This is a genomic window from Streptomyces sp. NPDC048278 (assembly GCF_040652195.1).
Lineage (GTDB): Bacteria > Actinomycetota > Actinomycetes > Streptomycetales > Streptomycetaceae > Streptomyces.
Genome location: NZ_JBEZLP010000010.1, coordinates 87907 through 108077, shown reverse-complemented (window position 1 = coordinate 108077; position 20171 = coordinate 87907). Strand labels below are relative to the sequence as shown.

The window sequence follows — 20171 nt, the reverse complement described above, 5'->3', positions numbered from 1 at the left end:
GCCGTCGGCACGCGGCTCGGGAACCGGGCACCGGGCCGCCGGACGTCCGGTGTTTGCCCCGCGCACACCGGGTCACCCGATCCGGCGGAGCCGCAGGGCCCCGGACAACACGAAGGACGCGAGAACGCGAGCACACCGGTACGGCGCCGTCCCGGGGCGTGCGGTCGCGTGCGCGCCGACCCCCATTGACTACACCGTGCCGACCCCCATTGACGACACCGTGAGGACTCCGTGAGGGCTCCGTCAGGACCCCGGGTCCCCGCGCGGACCGCCGCCCACTGCCCCGTGCTGAGAAAGGCAGAGTCATGACGCAGAAGCCACCCCTCACCACGACCGACTCCGGTGCCCCCGTCGAGAGCGACGAGCACTCGCTGACCGTGGGGCCCGGGGGGCCGATCCTGCTCCAGGACGCCTATCTGATCGAGCAGATGGCACAGTTCAACCGGGAGCGCATCCCCGAGCGCCAGCCGCACGCGAAAGGGAGCGGCGCGTTCGGCCGCTTCGAGGTGACCGAGGACGTCAGCGCCTACACCATGGCGGGGCTCTTCCAGCCCGGCGCCCGTACCGACCTGGTCATCCGCTTCTCGACGGTCGCCGGTGAGCGCGGCAGCCCCGACACCTGGCGCGACCCCCGCGGCTTCGCGGTGAAGTTCTACACCGGCCAGGGCAACTACGACATGGTCGGCAACAACACGCCGGTGTTCTTCGTGAAGGACCCGATGAAGTTCCAGCACTTCATCCGGTCCCAGAAGCGCCGTGCGGACAGCAACCTGCGCGACCACGACATGCAGTGGGACTTCTGGACGCTCTCCCCGGAGTCCGCGCACCAGGTGACCTGGCTGATGGGCGACCGGGGCATCCCCCGGACCTGGCGCCACATGAACGGCTACACCTCGCACACGTACATGTGGATCAACGCCAAGGGCGAGCGGTTCTGGGTGAAGTACCACTTCAAGACAGATCAGGGGATCGAGTTCTTCACCCAGCACGAGGCGGACCAGACGGCCGCCGTCGACACGGACTTCCACGTGCGCGACCTGTTCGAGCACATCCGTGACGGCCAGTACCCCAGCTGGACCCTGTACGTGCAGCTCATGCCGTACGCGGACGCCGCGGGGTACCGCTTCAACCCGTTCGACCTCACCAAGGTGTGGCCGCACGGCGACTACCCGCTCGTCCCGGTCGGGCGGATGACCCTGGACCGCAATCCGACCGACAACCACGCCGAGATCGAACAGGCGGCGTTCCAGCCGAACAACTTCGTGCCCGGGATCGGGCCGAGCCCGGACCGCATGCTGCTGGCCCGGCTGTTCTCCTACGCGGACGCCCACCGGCACCGGATCGGCGCCAACTACCAGCAGCTCCCGGTGAACGCCCCCGTCGTCGACGTCCGCACGTACTCCAAGGACGGGGCGATGGCGTACCGCAAGACGTCCGACCCGGTGTACGCCCCGAACTCCAAGGGCGGCCCCGCCGCCGACCCGGCCGCCTTCGGCCCGCCGCCGACCTGGGAGGCGGACGGCGAGCTCGTCCGTGCCGCGTACGTCTCCCACCCCGAGGACGACGACTGGGGGCAGCCCGGCACGCTGGTGCGGGAGGTGCTGGACGACGCCGCCCGCGACCGGCTGGTCGACAACGTCGTGGGGCACCTCCTCGACGGCGTCAGCGACCCGGTCCTCCAGCGGGCGTTCACGTACTGGACGAACATCGACGAGACGATCGGCAAGCGCATCGCCGACGGCGTACGCGAGAAGGGCGCCTAGCGGAACATCACGGCCACCCGACAGTGAAGGTGCCGTGCGGGCCCCCGGGCTCGCACGGCACCTTCACGAGCTCGGTGCCGTTCGTGGCACGCATCGCACCAACTGATATGAATACCTCACCGCAGGCCATGTCCACGCGGATGCCAAGGGGGGCTTCGCTCGCAGGTGGTGGGCCGCCCGGCCGCGCCGCGCTCACCGCCCGGAGACGTTCATGAGAAGTCTCGATCCCACGGATCCGCCCGCCGTCGGCGGCTACCCGCTGCTGGCGCGGCTCGGGGAGGGAGGGATGGGGCAGGTCTTCCTCTCCCGCACGTCCTCCGGCCGGCCGCTGGCGCTGAAGACCGTGCGGAGCGAACTCGCGCTGGATCCGGGGTTCGAGGAACGGTTCGCGCGTGAGATCGCCAGCAGCGACCAGGTCCGTTCGCCGTGGACGGTCGCGGTCGTCGACTACAGCGCGCCGGGGCAGCGACCGCAGTGGCTGGCCACGGAGTACGTCGCGGCGCCGGCCCTCGCCGACCGGGTGCACCGGCACGGTCCGCTGCCCGAGGCCGCGGTCCGTGCTCTCGGAGCGGAACTCGCCGAGGGGCTGCGGGCCGTGCACCGGACGGGGCTCGCGCACCGGGACGTGAAACCGTCCAACGTGCTGCTGGGCCGGCGCCATCCGCTGCTCATCGACTTCGGTATCGCCCGTGCCGCCGACGACACCCGGCACACCCGCACGGGCGGTGTCATCGGCTCTCCCGGCTACATGGCTCCCGAGCAGATCACGGGCGGCGCCGCGGCGGAACCCGGTGACGTGTTCTCGCTCGCGGCGGTCCTGGTGTATGCGGCCACCGGTGAAGGGCCCTTCCTGCGCCGCGGCGAGGAGCCCTCGGCGGCGCAGCTGCTCTACCGGATCGTGCACGAGGAACCCCGGCTCGACGGCGTACCGGAGTCCCTGCTGCCGGTGTTGACGGCGTGTCTGCACAAGGCGCCGCAATCCCGGCCCGGCGCGGTCGAGTTGCTGGAACGCCTCGGCCCCGGCTGCCCGGAGTGGGCCGCCGTCCTGCCGCCGGGTCTGGCCGAGGATCTCGCCGCGCGGGAGGCCGAACTGCGGGCCGTGCTGGAGGCGTCGAACGCCGTGCCGCCGCCGCGCACCGCGCCCGCGCCACCGGCCGCGCCCGCGCCACCGGCCGCGCCCTCGGCGCCGGTCACGCCCACGCCCTCGGTACCGGTCGCGCCCGCGCCCGCCGTGCCGGGGTTCGGTCCGCCGCCGGCGTACGGTCCTGCGGCCGGGACCGCCGCGGTTCCCGCGGCCACCGGGAACGGATCGGCCCGGACCCGGACCGCTCTCGTGGCCGTCGGGCTGCCCGTCCTGGCCGCGGCCGTCGCCGCCGCGGTCTGGTGGGGCGGAGCCGGCAACGGGGGCGGGGACGGTCAGCACACGGACGGCACGTCTCCGCCGGTGACCTCCTCCTCCGCCGCGTCCTCGTCCGGCCAGGCCGCGGCGAACGCGCTGCCCGCGGCCTGGGTGGGGACCTGGACGGGCACCGGCCCCGGCACCACCGCGGGCGACGGCGTGTTCACCGCCCGTACGACCAAGGTGTCCGTGACCCTCACCCTGCACGCCGCCGAGCGGGGCGAGCTCGTGGGCCGGCAGGTCAGCGAGGTGACCGAGGCGGGCAGCGGCGACGACATCGGCTGCACCGAGACCCTGCGGCTGCAGGAGACGCACCCGACGTCGATGGTGTTCCAGGCGGTCACCAGCACCCCCACGGATCCTTCGCTGGGTGTGGTGTGCAGACCCGGGAACCTCTACACCCTGTCGAAGCACGGGGCCGACACCCTGGCGCTCGGCGCCGAAGGCAGTCAGACGGGGGGCTCACCGACCCGCCTCCGGCGCGTCACCTGACCGGCCGCCACGGGGCGTTCACAGGGCGACGGAGAGCAGCAGCAGGAAGGCGAGGGTGCCGGGTACGACGGTCAGCGCGGCGCGCATCATCACGGCGACGGCCTGCGGACCGGTCGCGCGGTGGGTGGCCGGGGCCATCACGGCCAGCAGGACCGGGAACGCGGCAAGGACGCCCGCGGCGAAGGGGCCCAGGGCGCGGGCGGCGGTCATCGCCAGCGGGATCGTGACGGCCGACAGCGCCATCCGCGTCCCGACCTCCCGGCCGGGGCTCACCCTGCGGGTGACGGGGCGTCCGGCGGGCGGCAGGGGCGGCCAGGTCGCGAGCCCCGCGCAGGTCACGGCGAGGGCGCCGACGGCGGTCAGCCAGACGTTCGGGCACGTGGCCGCCGCCGCGGCGGCCACGGCGGTGGAGGTCAGGGCGACGGCGAGTGCGCGGGCCGGCCGCAGGGCGGGGGCGAGGCGTCCGTAGGCGAGACAGAAGCAGGCGACGGCGAGTTGGGCCGCGGCGAGGCCGCGCGCGGCCCGGGCGGCGGCGCCGCTCCCGGCGTCCAGCCACACGAGCATGGCGAACGGCACCGAGGTCATCGGCACGCCGAGCAGCAGCCCGCCCAGGCGTGGGCCGGAACGGCGTGCGACGGCGGAAACCAGCAGGACGAGGCAGGGGGCGAGGGCGGTCCGCAGCAGGATCTCCATGCCCTGGAGCCTGGCACCGATCACGCCGACTTTGGCTCGGACTTCTCGGCCCTCGGTGCCCTTGGTCTGTGGAAAGATCGGTGGCACCGACAACTTGCCGAGTTTTCCTGGGGGCGGGCTCGTGGACCGTATCGACCGGCAGATCCTGGCCATCCTGCTCACGGACGGCCGGGCGACCTATCAGGACCTGGGCCGCCGGGTGCGGCTGTCGGCCAACACGGTCGCCGATCGCGTGCGCCGGCTGCGGACGGACGGCATCGTCCGCGGCTACCGGGCCGAGGTGGACCTCGCGGCCCTGGGGCGCGGCATGGAACTGCTCAGTGACATCCGTCTGCGGGAGGGCGTGGACCGCACGGCCTTCGAGGCCCGGCTGAACGACGTCCCGCAGGTCGTGGCCGCGATGCGGCTGACCGGGGACTACGACTACCAGCTGCGGGTCGCCTGCGCGGACGCCCGCGAGTTCGAGACCGTCGTCGACCGTCTCAAGGCCGACCTCGGGGTACGGGAGGCGCGCAGCCGTCTGCTGCTGCACGAGGTCCCGCTCGGCCCGGACCGTCTCCTGAGCCCCTGACGGTGCACCGGCCCGGCCGAATCCCACACGCTCCGACACGTGTTCACTCTCCAGGCCTGGTCTGAACCAAAAAAGGCAACAAACATTGACGCGGTCGAACAGCGTGCGTAGGTTCCGGGCGAGCCGATCGAAGTGCTGTGCCGCCGCGCCCTCGGTGCGGCCCGCCCCCACCCCAGCTTCGAAGGGACGCGCCATGCGGGGTTCCCCGTCCGTCTGGAATGTCATGAACTCGCCAAGACATTGGATGCGAAGGTCGCCGCTGGTGGCCGTGCTGGCCTCCCTCGGACTCGCTCTCGGGCTGCTGCTCGGGTTCCCGGCGGCCTCGCAGGCGGCCGGCTCGTTGCCGTGCGACATCTACGCCGCGGCGGGTACCCCCTGCGTGGCCGCGCACAGCGTCACCCGCGCGCTGCTCTCCGCCTACGACGGCCCGCTCTACCAGGTGACCCGTGTCTCGGACGGGGCCACCGCCGACATCGGGCCGCTGACGCAGGGCGGGTACGCCGACGCGGCGGCCCAGGACGCCTTCTGCGCCACGGACGGCGGCTGCCGGGTCACGAAGATCTACGACCAGAGCGGCCGGCACAACGACCTCACGCCGGGGCCCGCCGGCACTTCCGGCATGGGGGCCGACCGGGGTGCCGACGCGTCCGAGATCGCCGTCACCGCGGGCGGGCACAAGGTGTACGGGCTGTGGATCTCGCCCGGCGTGGGCTACCGCTACACCGGCGTCGCCTCCGGTGTCGCCGTCGGCGGACAGCCCGAGGGCGCCTACATGGTGGCCAGCGGCACCCATGTCGGATCCGCCTGCTGCTTCGACTACGGCAACGCCGAGCGCACCCCCGCCGACACCGGCAACGGGCACATGGACGCCGTGTCCATCGCCACCACCTGCTATTTCGCGCCGTGCACCGGGAACGGCCCATGGGTGGAGGCCGACCTGGAGAACGGCATGTTCCAGGGCGACAACGGCTCCAACACCGCGAACCAGGGCAACGGTTCCGCCTTCGTCACCGCCGTCCTGAAGAACAACGGGCAGACCCGGTACGCGCTCAAGGGCGGTGACTCCCGGTCCGGCGCGCTGTCCACCTGGTGGGACGGGGCGCTCCCGACCCGGGGCGGCTATCAGCCCATGCAGCAGGAGGGCGGCATCATCCTCGGCATCGGCGGCGACAACAGCAACTGGAACCGCGGCACCTTCTTCGAGGGCGTCATGGTCGCCGGCTATCCCACCGACGCCGCCGAGAACGCCGTGCAGGCGAACATCGTCTCCGTCGGCTACAGCGGCGAGACGGACGTGCCGAACGGCCCGCAGGGAACGATCACGGGCCCGGGCGGCACGTGCGTGGACGTCGCGGCCGACGACACCGGCACCGACGGCGCCGCCGTACAGCTGTGGGACTGCCAGACGTACGCCGAGGACCAGCACTGGACGCACAACCCCGACGGCTCGCTGTCGACCCTCGGCCGCTGCCTCGACATCGAGGGCAACGGCACGGCGGCCGGGGCGAAGCTGGAGCTGTGGGACTGCAACGGGGTCGGCGGACAGAAATGGGTCCAACAATCCGACGGCTCCCTCCTCAACCCCCAGTCCGGACGCTGCCTCGACTCCCCCAGCGGCGCCACCGCCAACGGAACCCGCCTGCAGATCTGGGACTGCAACGGCTCCGGCGCACAGAAGTTCTCGGTGAACGGCGGCGGGCCGGTCAAGGGTCCGGGCGGCACGTGCGTGGACGTGGCCGCCGACGACACCGGCGGCGACGGCGCCGCCGTACAGCTGTGGAGCTGCCAGTCGTACGCGGTCGACCAGCACTGGTACCACGGTTCGGACAATTCCCTGTCCACGTTGGGGCGTTGCCTGGACATCGTGGGCAACGGCACGGCGGCCGGCACCAAGGTCGAGTTGTGGGACTGCAACGGGGTCGGCGGACAGAAATGGGTCCAACAATCCGACGGCTCCCTCCTCAACCCCCAGTCCGGACGCTGCCTCGACTCCCCCAGCGGCACCACCGCCAACGGAACCCGCCTGCAGATCTGGGACTGCAACGGCTCCGGCGCGCAGAAGTTCGCGCTGGGTTGAACGCCGGCGGCCCGGTGTCACTCCTCGGGCACCGGGCCGCCGGACGCTCCCCAGGTCACGAGTGAGCGTGCGTCGCTCAGGACCGCGCGGCGGAAGGTCCGGCCGTAGTGCTGCAGGCCCATGCGGCGTACGAGCCGGTCCTCGCACTCGCCGCGCAGCGCCGCCATCTCCGGTGTGCCGCGCTGCGGGTGTCCGACCGTCTCCCAGAAGCGCGCCGCCCCGCCGAAGGCGTACGCGGCGGCGGGCTCCTCCCCCGCATCGGCCAGGGCGATGGCGAGGAGGTCCATGACCATGGCGATCCCGAAGGCGTCGCCGATGTGCCGCTTGGCGTCGAGGGCGGCCCGCGCGTGGCGTACGGAGTCGTGCGGTTGCCCGCTGAGGTAGGCGATGAGGGCCAGCTGGTGCTCCGCGTAGGAACGGGTCCAGTGCTCGTCCAGCCCCGCGCAGAGGTCGCGGAGTTCGAGGGCCTCCTGCCGGGCCTGGTCCAGCCGGCCGGAGCCGGTGAGCCCGAAGACGTGCACCAGGCGGCACAGGACCGCCGGTGCGGTCAGCTGTCCCCGGCGGGTCGCGGTGGCGCCGGGCGTCGTCGTCTCGACGCCGTTCACCGCGGCGAGGGGGCGCCCTTCGAGCAGGTGCAGCAGGCCCTCCAGGTAGGCGGCCCGCCCCAGCCCCTCGGCGTCGAGGACCTCCGTGGCGGCGCGCCGGCAGGCGGCGGCCGTCTCGTGCGCCGCGGCCTGCTCACCCTGCAGGGTCAGGGTCAGCCCCAGGCTCCACAGTCCCTGCACCCACGTCTCGTCCCGGTCCCGGGCGGCCGGCACGGTCGCCGTCTCCAGATACCGGCGGGCCTCGTACAGGTAGCCGGAACAGACCCAGAAGAAAGTGACGTTGCCGATCATCTCCAGTGCCGCGGCCGGGTCGGTCGCCAGGAGGTGGTCGGCCGCCAGCCGGATGTCGTCGTGCAGGAACCCGATCCGCCGGTACCAGCCCCCCTGCGCCGGGCCGAACCACTCATGGTGGGCCCGCCGGGTCAGGGCCAGCAGATACCGGGCGTGCCGGTCGGCGAGTTCCCGCTCGCCGCCGAGCTCGGCCAGCCACATCCGGCCGTACTCGCGCACGGCGTCCAGCATCCGGTACGCCCCGTCCTTCCGGACGACGACGGACTTGTCGCAGAGCGAGACGAGCGTCCACCCGACGCTGCCCGGCGAGAACGGGGCGCCACCGGCCAGCTGTCCCGCGAGCTCGTCGTCGAAGTGGGCGGGCAGGTAGGAGAGCCGCGCCCACAGCAGCCGTTCCTGCGGGGTGCACAGCTCGTGGCTCCAGCCGATGGTGGTGCGCAGCGCCGCATGCCGGGGCGGCCACCTCCGTGTCGGCGCCCGGGGCAGGTCGACGGCCCGGTAGGGGCCCGCGCAGAGGTCGGGCAGCGACATGCTGCGTAACTGACCGGCCGCGAGCTCCAGCGCCAGCGGGAGCCGTTCCAGCTGTTCGCACAGGCTCACGGCCAGTTGCCGGTCGCTGTCGTCGACGAGCGGGCTGCCCGCCGCCGCGGCCCGGTCGGCGAACAGGGCGACCGCTTCCTCGACGGAGGCGAACGGCTCGATCTCGACCACCGCCTCGCCCCGCACCCGCACCGGCTCCCGGCTGGTGGCCAGGATGCGCAGGTTCGGGCAGGTCGTCAGGAGATCGCCGGCCAGGTCGCGGCACTCGGCCGGCAGATGCTCGCAGGAGTCGAGCACCAGGAGCATCCCGCGGTCGCCGATCCACGCGCAGACGGCGTCCGCCGGCAGCCGCGCGGTGTGGTCGGAGAGGCCCAGCGCGTCCGCGACGGTGGCCGCCAGCAGCTGTCCGTTGCGCAGCGGGGACAGGTCCGCCCAGGCGACCTCCGGGCTTCCCCCGCCCGCCGCCGCGGCCAGGGCCACGGCCCGCCGGGCGAGCCGGGTCTTGCCGACCCCGCCCGGGCCGCTGAGGGTGACCAGTCTGCTCCCGGCCATCACCGTGGCGATCCGGTCCAGTTCCGCCGCCCGGCCGACGAAGGAGGTTTCCGCGTCCCACATCATCCACACCATGCGCACATCCTCGTGGCGGCCCGGTGCGCGGTGAGCCGATCACGGCATTGCCGCGTCCCCCGCTCCCCCGGCCTCTACTCTGGAACGAGGCCTGCCGTGAGCGCGTGAGGATCACCCGCCCGGGTGAACCGCTGATCGTGTAGGCATACCGGGGGCCGGTCAGTCGCCGCCGGGCCGATGCGGATCCTCCAGTCGGGCGAGCCAGGTGGTGAGCAGCGCTTCGAGCGACTCGGCCTCGGCGGGGGTCAGCAGGTCCACCAGGCGGCGTTCGTTGCGCATGTGGTCGGTGAAGGCCCGGTCGACGAGTTCGCGTCCCGGGGTGGTGAGGGCGACGATGCGACCGCGCTGGTCATCGTCGGAGCGGCGGCGGGTGACGAGTCCGGCCCGTTCGAGGCGGTCGATCCGCTTCGTCATCGCGCCGGTGGTGACCATGGTGTGCGCGGCGAGCTCGCCCGGCGCCCGCTCGTAGGGCTCCCCGGCGCGGCGCAGGGCGCACAGGACGTCGAACTCCCCCTCGCCGAGGCCGTACCGGCCATAGACGAGGCAGAGCTCCTCGGTGAGCCGGCCGGCCAGGCGGTGCAGCCTGCCGATCACTCCCTGCGGGGCGATGTCGACGTCGGGCCGCTCGCGTCGCCAGTCGGCCTGGATGCGGGCCACGCGGTCGACGGGTTCACCGTGGTTCATGCTTCCACCATACCTTCCCGGGAAGCTATATTGGCTTCCATGGAAGCTAATTCGCGCTGGGTGGCGGTCACCGCGGTGGCGCCGGTGGCCTGGGGTGCCAACTACTACGTGACCCACGCGTTCCTGCCGGCCGACGGTCCGCTCTACGGGGCCGCCCTGCGGGCGCTGCCCGCGGGGCTCGTCCTGCTGGCCCTGCGCAGGCGACGGCCGCACGGCGCGTGGTGGTGGCGGTCCGCGGTACTGGGGCTGCTCAACATGAGCGTGTTCTTCGTCCTCGTCTACGCGGCCTCGCAGCTGCTTCCGACGAGCGTCGCCTCCACCGTCATGGCGGTCTCGCCCCTGACGATGATGCTCGTCGCCTGGCCCCTGGTGTCCGAGCGGCCCCGGCCCGCCCAACTCGCCTGCGCGGCGCTCGGACTCGGCGGGGTCTGCCTCATGCTGCTCACGGGGGTGCGGGGCGCGAGCGTCCCGGGCGTCCTGGCGTCGGCCGCCGCCATGCTGGTGTCGGCGTTCGGGCACGTCCTGACCAAACGGTGGAGCGCCGGTACCGACGTACTCGCCTCGACCGCCTGGCAGCTCACCGCCGGCGGCCTCTTCCTGCTCCCGGTCGCCGCCGTGGTCGAGGGTCCGCCACCGGCGCTCTCCGTACCGGCGCTCCTCGCGTTCGGCTACGTCTCCCTGGTCGCCACCGCGCTCGCCTTCGTCGCGTGGTTCACCGGGCTGCGGCACCTGTCCGCCGGAACGGTGGGGCTGATAGGGCTGCTCAACCCCGTCACGGGCGTCCTGCTCGGCACCGTGGTCGCCGGGGAGGTGCTGACCGGCCGGCAGATATGCGGACTCGTCCTGGTCCTGGCCGGAGTCGTCCTGGGCAGGACCGGGCGGAAGGGCCCGCCGCCTCTCCCCCAGGAGAGCCGGCCGTCCTTCCGCCGCGGGCGCCGCGGGTCAGAGCGCCGTGGACGTCTCCTCTCCTGACGCGCTGCCCGTGAGCCACTGGTCCCAGCCGAGGTTGAAGTCGGCGTAGCCGTTGTCGGCCGGGGCCTTGCCGCGGGGCGAGCCGGTGATGGTGACGGGGTCGCCCTGCTTGACCTGGCCGTAGAACCACTTCGCGTCCGACAGGGACAGGTGGACGCAGCCGTGCGAACCGCGGGCGCTGCCGCTGCCCGGGTTGGGGTCGCCGGTCGAGTAGTGCACGTAGGTGCCCGACTGGGTGAGGTGGACGTCCCAGGGCAGCGTCAGGTCGTAGAAGTTGGCGCTGCCCTTGTCACAGCTGATGCCGACGCTGCAGGAGGTCATGTGGACCTTCTCCTGCTTGTCGATGACGGCCATCGTGCCGTCCCATGTCGGGTACTGGGCGCTGCCCGCGTTGATCGACAGGGTGCGCACGGCCTGGCCGTTGCGGGTCACCTTCATGGTGTGGCCGGTCACCGAGACGTCCGCCCGTACGTCGTCGCCGATCGTGAAGGTGTGCGTGTAGCCGTGCACGCCGTAGCGTCCGTTGCCGTTGCTGACGCCCGTCATGTCGGCGTCGATCCGCACCTTCGTGCCGGAGGGCCAGTAGGTCTTCGGCCGCCAGTCGGCGCGCCGGTCGCCCATCCAGTGCCAGGCGCCGACCACCGGCTGCGAGGTGCTGACCTTCATGTGCTTCTCGACCGTGGCCTTCGCCTTCGCCGCCACCGGGTTCGTGAAGATCACCGAGATCGGCATGGCCACGCCGACCGTGGTGCCCGTCTGCGGGGTGATCGTGTCCAGCAGCATCGGCGGGCCCGCGGGCTTGGTGGGACTGGGCGAGGCGCTCGCGCTCGGCTTCCCGGACGCCTTCGCGTCGTCCCCGCTCGCCTTGTCGCTGCCGCCCCCGCCGCCGCAGGCGGTCACGCCCACCAGCATTGCGACCGTACCGACTGCGATGCCTATGCCGCCCTTGCGCCGTCCCACGCCCTGCCCCACTCACTCGTCTCGCTCCGCGGCCTCGACAGGCCCCACTGTCCGTGAGACTGCCGAAGCACGGGTTCCAGTTCCCCGGGGCACGTAAAGCATGGATCAAGAATCGGTGCGCGGCGGGCCGTGGGGCCGTCGGACGCCGGGCGCAGGGCAGGGCCGGCGGGGTGGATACGCGGCAGCGAACGAGGAGGGCTGAGTGCCCGTCACGGGGTCCGTCGTCACCGGCCGTGCCCGCAGCGCGATGCAGGCCCGCCCGGACGGGTGAGGTCCATGTAGTCGCCATCGTTCTGGAACGCTCGGCAACACCCGTGCGTCCGGACGGGGTTGGACGCAACGGCTCGGTAAATTCCTTCCGTGCGTTGGTCCGGAGTTCACCGGCCGCACCTGACGCACCGCACCGCCCGGGGCCCACAGTGAACGACGGCCCGACCTCGTGGCTGGGCCTGCCGTCACTCCCGCAAAGGCCTTCCTGCCGGAGGGCCCGCGAAAGGAGCAGCCATGGCTGAACTGACCCGTCGCAGACTCCTGGGCTCCGCCGCCGGCGCGCTCGGCGGCGCCGCGGCCCTCTCCCTCCTGCCGCCCAGCGTCCAGAAGGCCGTCGCCGCCGGAGCGCCGAGGAACGGCTCCCTGCACGACATCGAGCACGTCGTCATGCTGATGCAGGAGAACCGGTCCTTCGACCACTACTTCGGCACCCTCTCCGGCGTCCGCGGCTTCGCCGACCCGCACGCGCTGAAGCTGGACGACGGGCGGTCCGTCTTCTACCAGCCCGACGCCGTCAACCCGAAGGGCTACCTGCTGCCCTTCCACCTCGACACCCACAAGTCGAGCGCCCAGGCCATCCCCTCCACCAGCCACGCCTGGGCCGTGCAGCACCAGGCCTGGAACAACGGCAAGATGGACCAGTGGCTGCCCGCCCACCGCAAGGCCGACGGCGTCAACGGCCCGTACGTGATGGGCTACTACACCCGCAAGGACATCCCCTTCCAGTTCGCCCTCGCGGAGACGTTCACCATCTGCGACAACTACTTCTGCTCGGTGTTCGGCCCGACCTGGCCCAACCGGCTGATGTGGATGACCGGTTCGATCGACCCGGGCGGCACCCTGGGCGGCCCGGTGATCAGCAACGCGGCGCCCACGCCGTACCGCTGGACGACGTACGCCGAGCGTCTGCAGGCCGCCGGGATCTCCTGGAAGGTGTACCAGGAGGAGGACGACTACGGCACCAACATGCTGGAGCAGTTCGCGTCGTTCAAGAACGCGCAGCCCGGCTCCGACCTGTACGAGCGGGGGGTACGGCCGCAGGCGCACGGCACCTTCGAGGACGACGCCCGCAACGACCGGCTGCCGACCGTGTCGTGGATCTGCCCGACGAGCTACCAGTCGGAGCACCCGGACTACCTGCCGGCCGCGGGGGCCGACTACGTGGCGTCCAAGATCGAGGCCATCGCGTCGAACCCGAAGGTGTGGCGGAAGACCGCCTTCATCCTCAACTACGACGAGAACGACGGCCTGTTCGACCATGTGGCACCGCCGACCCCGCCGGCCGGCACGAAGGACGAGTTCGTCAAGGGCCTGCCCATCGGCGGTGGCTTCCGGGTCCCCGCGATCATCGTCTCCCCGTGGACCGTCGGCGGCTGGGTCGCCTCCGAGGCCTTCGACCACACCTCCGCCCTGCAGTTCCTGGAACGCTTCACCGGCGTCGCGGAACCCAACGTGACCGACTGGCGCCGGCGGACCTTCGGCGACCTCACCACCGCCTTCCGCTTCCGCGATGCCCGGCCACGCCCGCCGCGGCTCCCCCACGACACCGCCCAGCAGCTGGCGAAGGCGAAGGAGGAGGTCGCCACCCTCCCCAAGCCCACGCTCCCGCAGAACGACCAGACCTACCCCCGCCAGGAGAAGGGCCACCGCCCGCACACCTGACCCCCTGGGCAGAAGGACACGGCCGAAGCGGCCCCGCCCGCCGGAACGCGCGGTCCGGCGGGCGGGGTGGAGCGACGTACTAGGCCTGGGCGGCCGGTTCCAGTGCCTCCACGGCTGCCGCGGCAGCGGACGAGTCCTGGCCGTAGAAGATGTCGATGTCGACCTCTTCGCCGCCCATGGTCAGCGTGTCCCAGGCGCCGCTGAGGACGAGCATGCGCAAGGTGGCCGGCTGGAGGGTGCGCAGGCGTTCCAGGATCGCCTCGTCGTCCGGCATGCCCGACAGACGGGTGGCCAGGCGGTCGCGGATGGCCTGCATGCGCTCAAGGAGCGTCTTGGTGTCGGCCTCGCGGTCCGGGTCCTCGGGGATCCCGTCGATGCCGTGGCCGATGATGTCCTTGATCGCCCAGGTGACGCCCCGGTCGTCGGTGGTGACCATCGCCTTCCAGGCCCGGCTCTTGTGCCGGTACTGCAGCATCGACATCGCCGCCTCGTGGCGCAGGAAGTCCGCGTCCCGGAACGACCTGCCGTTCCACGCCCCGTTGAGGGAACGGGCCAGCGAGATGGCGGAGGCGAGGCCGCTGTTGAGGCCGCGGCCCGGCCAGAAGTGGATCGCGTTGGCGGCGTCGCCCAGCAGGAAGCCGTACGTGCCCGGCGAGGTGGTGGTGGGAGGCAGCAGCTCGGCGGAGAACCGGGGGCGTTGCACCATGTCCAGGCGGAAGCTGGTGACCGCCGACAGGTCGTCGGCCTCGACGCCGAACAGCAGCAGCCCCTCCTGCACCCGCCGCCACAGGGCCGAGCCCTTGACCAGGGCGGGCAGGAACAGCGTGCCGTGCGTCGAGCACTGGAAGTCGCCGTACTCGTCGCGGTCCATCAGGCACGGCCGGGAGGCGATGCACTCCTCGAAGACGCGCCGGACCGGGTCCAGGCCGATCACCTCGGCCGCCTCGGCGTCGGTCAGCCGCATGTTGAGGAAGCCCTCGCCGCGCAGCGAGTTGAGCAGGAAGCGGTTCTGGGCGACCGTCAGCAGGACCGCCATGGGGTCGGTCAGGCCGGACTTCACCCGCAGGCCGAGGACGACGTCCTGGAGGTGGCGGCCGTCGAGGGAGTAGATCGACTCGTCGGCCTTGCCGAACCGGGCGGCGAAGTGCTCCCGGGTGCGCGACCGGCCGCCGTCGCAGATCGCGAGCACGTGCTGGGAGGCGAGCGCCTCCTGCTGCTCCGCCGGGTCGAACCGGGCGGGTATGAGGCGTATCCGGTCCCGCTTCTCGTTGGCCAGCTCCAGCAGGCGGTCCTCGATGTAGGCGATGCGCATGTTGCGCGGGCTGTGGTCGCCCACCGAGTCGGGGCCGGAGGGCCACATCTCCGTGAAGTGGTCCGGGTCGAAGAGGCGGGCCTGTACCTCCTCGGGCCATGCGAGGTACTGGCGGCTCTGCACGGTCACCACCTGCTGGCGCCGTACGTTGCCCTCGTCCTGGCCCTTCCAGACCACGGTGCGGCCCTGCTTGCGCCACCTGTTGTCGTAGACGGTGATCTTCACCTGCGACCCGAGGAAGTGCTCCAGGAGCAGGGCGAGGGACAGTCCGACGGGGCCGCCGCCGGCGACGGTGACCTGGAGTACGGGGCCCTTCTCGCTCGCCTGCCCGGCGTGGGTGACGGACCGGGGCAGGGAGAGCGCCATCAGCGTCTCCATGGCGTCCGCCACTTCGAAGCGGAACTCCTGGTCGCCCAGGGTGATCTCGTCACCGGGCTGCAGCAGCCGGACCTCCACCTCCTCCCCGTTGACCAGCGTGCCGTTGCTGCTCTCCAGGTCGTGCAGGACGTAACCCTTGTCCTCGTCGAAGAGGATCTCCGCGTGGAAGCGGGAGACGCTGAGGCTGGAGATGACGACGGTGTTCTCCGAGTTGCGCCCAAAGGTGACGCGGGTGTCCAGGACCGGGATGCGCTCCCCCGCCAGCAGACCTTCGAGCCCGACCAGCACCGGTGCCACGGTACTTCCTTCCAGGAGTCATTGATCTCGACAGCACTGCGGCACCCCTGCCGAACCGTGAGATCGATCGGGTGTGACGGCGCCACGGCTCTGCCGGCGGCGTCCGGCTTTCCTCACCAAATCGCCCCCATCTGGGAGCTTATACTTGCGCAGCCAAGCGGTTCCAGTGGGCGCCACGCTGCGATCTCGCGCCGACGCAACGGGAGTTCACCGTTTTCGGCCAGTGCTCCGGATGGGCGTGCGCGGGGAGCCCGGCCCTGGGCCGGGCGGGTCGTCGTCGGCCGGAACGCGGCGCGGGCCGGGCGGTTGCCGCCCGGCCCGCGTTCCCTGCTGGTCGCCGGTCAGCCGGCGTGGCCGTCCGAGCGCTTGCGGTGCAGGCTGAAGGTCTCGAAGACCGACAGGTCGCCGTTCGGCTTGTTCACGTTGTAGTACGTGACGTGCATCCGGGTGGTGTCACCGGGGTGCCGGCCGGGGTCGACGGTGAACGCGGCGAAGCCGTAGGGGTGTTCGACGTCCCGGACGCCGACCCACACCGCCTTCTCCTGTACGTAGGTGGAGGTGCGCTTGCCGTTCGAGCCGGCGGTCGAGGAGACGGCGGTGATCACCTTGCCGGTGCCGTCGTTGAAGAACTTCTGGTTGGTGGTGCCCGAGACACCGCCGCCGCCGAGGATCATGTGCACGGTGCCCAGGTTGGCGTCGATGTCGTCGGTGGCCTGGGAGACCGGGTTGGGGGTCAGCGTCTCGCTGCCGTTGACCACACCGCGCACGGCCAGCGAACGCTCGTAGTTGTGCTCGTGCCCGCAGAGCACCAGGTCGACGCCGTACCGGTCGAAGAGCGGGCCGTACTTCTCGCGCAGGCCGAGGTCGGCGCCGTTGGCGTCCGAGGAGCTGACCATGACCTGGTGCATGGCCACGACCACCCAGTCGACGTCCTTCGAGGAGCGCGCCGCCTTCAGTTCCTTCTCCAGGAAGGCGAGCTGGCGACCGCCGGAGTAGCCGCTGATGTAGATGTCGCCGCCGTCCTGGAGGCAGTTGTCGTCGTTCTGCAGGACGATGACCCGCACCGAACCGGCCGTGAACGCGTACCACAGGCCCGCGAGTTCGGCGTCGGTCTCGGTGGAGGGCAGCGAGAAGTACGCCTGGTAGGCGCCGAGGCCCAGCGGGCCGTTGGCCTTCTCGATCTCGTGGTTGCCGGCCGCCGGCATCCAGGGGCGGAAGCGCGCCGAACGGGTGTTGTTGGTGAAGAAGTTGTTCCAGGTGCGCACCCGGTCGACGTCCAGGTTGGCGTAGCAGAGGTCGCCGTTGAGGAGGTGGAACAGCGGGGCGACCTGCTCGATGCCGGTGACGATGTCCTTCGTCGCGGGCGTGGAGTTGGCGTCCAGGCCGACGCTGCCGTCGGCCGCCCAGGTGACCTGGGGGGCGGACTGGTCGCCGAAGCTGGTGAAGGTGACCGGCCGGCGTCCCTGCGGAGCCGTGCGGAACGTGCCGCTGTCGGGGGTCGCCCCCTCGTGCGTGGCGAGGTAGAGGTAGTCCGTGTCCGGGGTGAGCCCCTTCAGGAGGGCGTGGTGGACGTAGACGGTGCGGTTCGAGGTGCCGTCGAGGTAGGTGACGGTCTGGGCCTTCTTGCTGGAGCCGAAGCCGTGCTCCAGGGTGCCGTAGCGCACGACGGGCTTGGTCACCGGACGGTCCGTGATCCACGACACCGTCATCTGGGTGCGCGGGTCGGCCCCGAAGGTCAGGTGCAGGCCCTGGACGGGGGACGCGCCGGAGGAGTCCGCGGTGAGGTGGAAGGCCGGCGCGGCGAGCGGGGCGGCCTGTGCCGTACCCGCCCCCAGCAGGCCGGTGGCGGCGGCGCCCGCCCCCGCGGTGCCCAGCAGGCCCAGCGCGTGCCGGCGGCTGAGTCCCTCCTGGTCCCCCTGCGATCTGTCCTCTGTCGACTCTGTGTGTGTGGTCATGACGCCCTCCCGACGAGCAGCTGTGCCGACGACGACCGCACCCTTGCCCAGCCCAACTGCTGCCGCATGAACACCACATGACCACCTGGCCATCACACGTCAGTCATCAGGGCGCCCAGACCGACACCTGCCCGTGCCTTTACCGGCCGCTGCCCCGCCCTTGACCTTCGGGGGCCGCCGGCGACCCGGCCGGGTGTGCGCAGGCCGGCGTCGGACGGGCTTGTAACATGCTGGTCCGACCCTGGAGGACATGGATGCGCGCCGGTGACCACGCCGACTCCCTCGACCGGGCGACGCAGGATTTCGTCGCGGCGCGCCCGCAGCTCTTCGGCATCGCCTACCGGGTGATCGGCAGCGCCGTGGAGGCCGAGGACGTCGTCCAGGAGGCGTGGGTGCGGTGGCAGAACACCGACCGGGCCGGCGTCCACGAGCCGACCGCCTTCCTGGCGACGGTGACCACCCGGCTGGCGATCAACTTCACGCAGTCGGCCCGGGTGCGCCGCGAGTCGTACGTCGGGCCCTGGCTGCCCGAGCCCGTGAACACTAGCGCGGATCCGCAGCTGGGCGCCGAGCGGGCGGCGGCGGTCGACCTGGCGGTGCTCTTCCTGCTGGAGAAGCTGAACCCGGTGGAGCGGGCCGCGTACGTGCTGCGGGAGGCGTTCGACTACACCTACCGGCGGATCGCGGACATCGTGGAGACCAGCGAGGCCAATGCCCGCCAGCTGGTGAGCCGGGCCCGCAAGCGGCTGGCGGCCGAGCACCGGGAGCCGGTCGGCTCCGCCGAGCACCGGCGCTTCCTCGAGGTGTTCCTCGCCGCCGCGCGGCACGGCGACCTGTCGGTGCTGGAGGAGGTCCTCACCGAGGACGTGGTCAGCTACACCGACGGGGGCGGCGTGCGCGGGGCGTCGAAGATCCCGGTGTCCGGGCTGCCGCACGTCTCCCGGTACCTCGTCGCCTTCGCCCCGCGGTTCTGGCCGCAGGCCCAGGTGCGCTGGGTCGAGGCCAACGGCAGGCCGGCCGTCCTTGTCTCCGCCTCGGGAACCGCGGTGGCCCTGCTGTCCGCCGACGTGTCGGCGCGCGGCATCGAACGTCTGCTGTGGGTGATGAACCCCGCCAAGCTGGCTCGCTACGTGGCGTCGCTGGACGGGTGACGCGCCCGTTCACCGGTTTTCCCGGACCGTGTGTCACAGACACGGAGGCTGCCCGGTCTCTTCTGATGGAAGCACCAGAGAGATCCCGAGAGGAATTCCGTCATGAAGATCGTAGTGATCGGTGGCACCGGGCTCATCGGCTCGAAGCTGGTCCGCAGGCTCGGTGAGCAGGGCCACGAGGCGGTCGCCGCCGCGCCCGGTACCGGCGTCGACACGCTGACCGGTGAGGGCCTGGCCGAGGCCCTGGAGGGCGCCACGGTCGTGGTCGACGTGTCCAACTCCCCCTCGTTCGAGGACCAGGCCGTCATGGACTTCTTCCGTGTCTCCACGGCCAACCTCCTCAAGGCGGAGGCCGAGGCCGGCGTGCGGCACCATGTGGCACTGTCGGTGGTGGGCACCGACCGGCTCCAGGGCAGCGGTTACTTCCGGGCCAAGCAGGCCCAGGAGGAGCTGATCGACGCGTCCGGCATCCCCTACTCCATCGTCCACGCGACCCAGTTCTTCGAGTTCGCGAAGGGGCTCGCCGACGGGGTCACCGTGGACGGCACCGTGCGGCTGCCCGCCGGGCGGATCCAGCCCATGGTCTCCGACGACGTGGCCGAGGCCGTGGCCCGCGCGACGGTCGGCGCCCCGGTGAACGGCGTGGTGGAGGCCGGCGGCCCGGAGAGCTTCGAGCTGGAGGAGTTCGTCCGGATGGGGCTCACCGCCCAGGACGACCCCCGCGAGATCGTCACGGACCCGCAGGCCACGTACTGGGGTGCCGAGCTCCAGGAGGACACGCTGCTGCCGGGCCCGGACGCGGAGCTCGGCGAGGTCAGGTTCGCCGACTGGCTCGCCGGGCAGGAGTAGCGCCCGCTCCGTGGACGGCGACCGTCGGAGTCCGTGACCGACGTGTCCGTGACCGACGTGTCCCTCGGTCTACGACGCGCCGACCAGCACCATGGTGACGCACAGGGCCATCGCCGCGGTGACCAGGAGCATCCCGGTCAGCGTGCCGCGCAGCCACCGGCCGAAGCGGGCGTGATGGCGTTGTTCGACCGCGCTGACGCTGGCGGCGATGTGCTCGGTCACCATGTGGGCGACGTAGGCCTGTTCCTGGAGATACCAGCGCTCGATGTCCGTCTTCTGTTCCTGGGTCAGCCCCGGTTCGCGGGCGACGAAGGCCGCGACGCGCCGGCGTGCCGCTCGCAGATGGGCCTGCTGGTACAGGAAGTCCTGGATGTCGGTCAGGCCGCGGGCGGCCTCCTCGCTCGTGTCCATGGTGTGCTCCACAGGTGAGGCGGCTGCTGTCCGGCCGGTCGCAGTGGTGCTCGGGCGCGGTGTACGCGCATCAACGCCGGGAGGGAGAGCAGCGCGCACGAACGTATCGAGCCGGGACTGGTCGGGGCCGGCGGTCTCGCGAACGCCGTGGTGAGAGCAGGAACAAGCGGTGCGGACGTCCAGCGTGGCAAGTTCCGCACGCGGTCGCAAGG

The 20171-nt window shown here is 71.8% G+C and carries 15 protein-coding genes; 8 read left to right on the top strand and 7 right to left on the bottom strand.

The features are described 5' to 3' along the window. The first annotated feature begins 305 nt into the window (after positions 1-305). Both AB0D74_RS19360 and AB0D74_RS19355 read left to right on the top strand, forming a co-directional pair. Complete coding sequence (locus AB0D74_RS19360) at positions 306-1763, top strand: catalase (protein WP_362587845.1); 1458 nt, start codon at positions 306-308, stop codon at positions 1761-1763. A gap of 211 nt (positions 1764-1974) precedes the next feature. After that, positions 1975-3654 (top strand): serine/threonine-protein kinase, encoded by a 1680-nt coding sequence (locus tag AB0D74_RS19355; RefSeq protein WP_362587842.1) that lies wholly within the window; start codon positions 1975-1977, stop codon positions 3652-3654. An 18-nt stretch (positions 3655-3672) separates the two neighbouring features. Here AB0D74_RS19355 and AB0D74_RS19350 read toward each other — a convergent pair whose 3' ends face one another. Then, positions 3673-4371 carry a hypothetical protein gene (locus tag AB0D74_RS19350; RefSeq protein WP_362587839.1) on the bottom strand — a complete coding sequence of 233 codons (699 nt, stop codon included), beginning with the start codon at positions 4369-4371 and terminating at the stop codon, positions 3673-3675. A 97-nt stretch (positions 4372-4468) separates the two neighbouring features. Here AB0D74_RS19350 and AB0D74_RS19345 point away from each other — a divergent pair, with 97 nt between their 5' ends. Together AB0D74_RS19345 and AB0D74_RS19340 are read left to right on the top strand one after the other, a co-directional pair. Next, on the top strand, positions 4469-4918 hold the full coding sequence (locus AB0D74_RS19345) for an Lrp/AsnC family transcriptional regulator (RefSeq protein WP_362587836.1): 450 nt from the start codon (positions 4469-4471) through the stop codon (positions 4916-4918). A gap of 244 nt (positions 4919-5162) precedes the next feature. Beyond that, a complete protein-coding gene (locus AB0D74_RS19340) occupies positions 5163-6995 on the top strand; it encodes an arabinofuranosidase catalytic domain-containing protein (RefSeq protein ID WP_362587833.1) in 1833 nt (610 codons plus the stop codon). 17 nt (positions 6996-7012) lie between these two features. Here AB0D74_RS19340 and AB0D74_RS19335 read toward each other — a convergent pair whose 3' ends face one another. Both AB0D74_RS19335 and AB0D74_RS19330 read right to left on the bottom strand, forming a co-directional pair. Continuing rightward, complete coding sequence (locus tag AB0D74_RS19335) at positions 7013-9058, bottom strand: regulator (RefSeq protein WP_362587830.1); 2046 nt, start codon at positions 9056-9058, stop codon at positions 7013-7015. A 159-nt stretch (positions 9059-9217) separates the two neighbouring features. Next, positions 9218-9742 carry a MarR family transcriptional regulator gene (locus AB0D74_RS19330; RefSeq protein WP_362587827.1) on the bottom strand — a complete coding sequence of 175 codons (525 nt, stop codon included), beginning with the start codon at positions 9740-9742 and terminating at the stop codon, positions 9218-9220. 39 nt (positions 9743-9781) lie between these two features. Here AB0D74_RS19330 and AB0D74_RS19325 point away from each other — a divergent pair, with 39 nt between their 5' ends. Next, on the top strand, positions 9782-10714 hold the full coding sequence (locus tag AB0D74_RS19325; RefSeq protein ID WP_362587824.1) for an EamA family transporter: 933 nt from the start codon (positions 9782-9784) through the stop codon (positions 10712-10714). On the opposite strand, the gene AB0D74_RS19320 is transcribed toward AB0D74_RS19325, so the two are convergent. Further along, a complete protein-coding gene (locus AB0D74_RS19320) occupies positions 10685-11626 on the bottom strand; it encodes a L,D-transpeptidase (RefSeq protein WP_362588375.1) in 942 nt (313 codons plus the stop codon). The genes AB0D74_RS19325 and AB0D74_RS19320 overlap by 30 nt on opposite strands. Positions 11627-12178: 552 nt before the next feature. On the opposite strand from AB0D74_RS19320, the gene AB0D74_RS19315 reads away from it, so the two are divergent. Beyond that, positions 12179-13606: an alkaline phosphatase family protein gene (locus AB0D74_RS19315; RefSeq protein ID WP_362587821.1), complete on the top strand. Its 1428-nt coding sequence runs from the start codon at positions 12179-12181 to the stop codon at positions 13604-13606. 79 nt (positions 13607-13685) lie between these two features. Here AB0D74_RS19315 and AB0D74_RS19310 read toward each other — a convergent pair whose 3' ends face one another. Both AB0D74_RS19310 and AB0D74_RS19305 read right to left on the bottom strand, forming a co-directional pair. Further along, the gene (locus tag AB0D74_RS19310) at positions 13686-15593 is read right to left on the bottom strand and encodes an FHA domain-containing protein (RefSeq protein WP_362587818.1); all 1908 of its coding nucleotides are present in this window, start codon (positions 15591-15593) and stop codon (positions 13686-13688) included. Positions 15594-15934: 341 nt separating this feature from the next. Next, positions 15935-17548, bottom strand: coding sequence for a metallophosphoesterase family protein (locus AB0D74_RS19305; RefSeq protein WP_362587815.1), 1614 nt, complete (start codon positions 17546-17548; stop codon positions 15935-15937). Between the two features lie 254 nt (positions 17549-17802). On the opposite strand from AB0D74_RS19305, the gene AB0D74_RS19300 reads away from it, so the two are divergent. Next, positions 17803-18699, top strand: a complete 897-nt coding sequence (locus AB0D74_RS19300) for an RNA polymerase sigma-70 factor (RefSeq protein ID WP_362587812.1) — start codon at positions 17803-17805, stop codon at positions 18697-18699. A 102-nt stretch (positions 18700-18801) separates the two neighbouring features. Then, the gene (locus AB0D74_RS19295) at positions 18802-19548 is read left to right on the top strand and encodes an SDR family oxidoreductase (protein WP_362587809.1); all 747 of its coding nucleotides are present in this window, start codon (positions 18802-18804) and stop codon (positions 19546-19548) included. A 69-nt stretch (positions 19549-19617) separates the two neighbouring features. Here the strand turns inward: AB0D74_RS19295 and AB0D74_RS19290 are convergent, their stop codons facing one another. Then, a complete protein-coding gene (locus AB0D74_RS19290; protein ID WP_362587806.1) occupies positions 19618-19959 on the bottom strand; it encodes a hypothetical protein in 342 nt (113 codons plus the stop codon). Positions 19960-20171 lie beyond the last annotated feature (212 nt).

Excerpts from the sequence above, each read along its gene's own strand:
- AB0D74_RS19335 (WP_362587830.1), bottom strand. The coding sequence starts at position 9,058 with ATGGTGTGGATGATGTGGGACGCGGAAACCTCCTTCGTCGGCCGGGCG.
- AB0D74_RS19305 (WP_362587815.1), bottom strand. The coding sequence starts at position 17,548 with ATGACCACACACACAGAGTCGACAGAGGACAGATCGCAGGGGGACCAG.
- AB0D74_RS19290 (WP_362587806.1), bottom strand. The coding sequence starts at position 19,959 with ATGGACACGAGCGAGGAGGCCGCCCGCGGCCTGACCGACATCCAGGAC.
- AB0D74_RS19330 (WP_362587827.1), bottom strand. The coding sequence starts at position 9,742 with ATGAACCACGGTGAACCCGTCGACCGCGTGGCCCGCATCCAGGCCGAC.
- AB0D74_RS19320 (WP_362588375.1), bottom strand. The coding sequence starts at position 11,626 with ATGCTGGTGGGCGTGACCGCCTGCGGCGGCGGGGGCGGCAGCGACAAG.
- AB0D74_RS19300 (WP_362587812.1), top strand. The coding sequence starts at position 17,803 with ATGCGCGCCGGTGACCACGCCGACTCCCTCGACCGGGCGACGCAGGAT.
- AB0D74_RS19355 (WP_362587842.1), top strand. The coding sequence starts at position 1,975 with ATGAGAAGTCTCGATCCCACGGATCCGCCCGCCGTCGGCGGCTACCCG.
- AB0D74_RS19295 (WP_362587809.1), top strand. The coding sequence starts at position 18,802 with ATGAAGATCGTAGTGATCGGTGGCACCGGGCTCATCGGCTCGAAGCTG.
- AB0D74_RS19315 (WP_362587821.1), top strand. The coding sequence starts at position 12,179 with ATGGCTGAACTGACCCGTCGCAGACTCCTGGGCTCCGCCGCCGGCGCG.
- AB0D74_RS19325 (WP_362587824.1), top strand. The coding sequence starts at position 9,782 with ATGGAAGCTAATTCGCGCTGGGTGGCGGTCACCGCGGTGGCGCCGGTG.
- AB0D74_RS19360 (WP_362587845.1), top strand. The coding sequence starts at position 306 with ATGACGCAGAAGCCACCCCTCACCACGACCGACTCCGGTGCCCCCGTC.
- AB0D74_RS19340 (WP_362587833.1), top strand. The coding sequence starts at position 5,163 with ATGCGAAGGTCGCCGCTGGTGGCCGTGCTGGCCTCCCTCGGACTCGCT.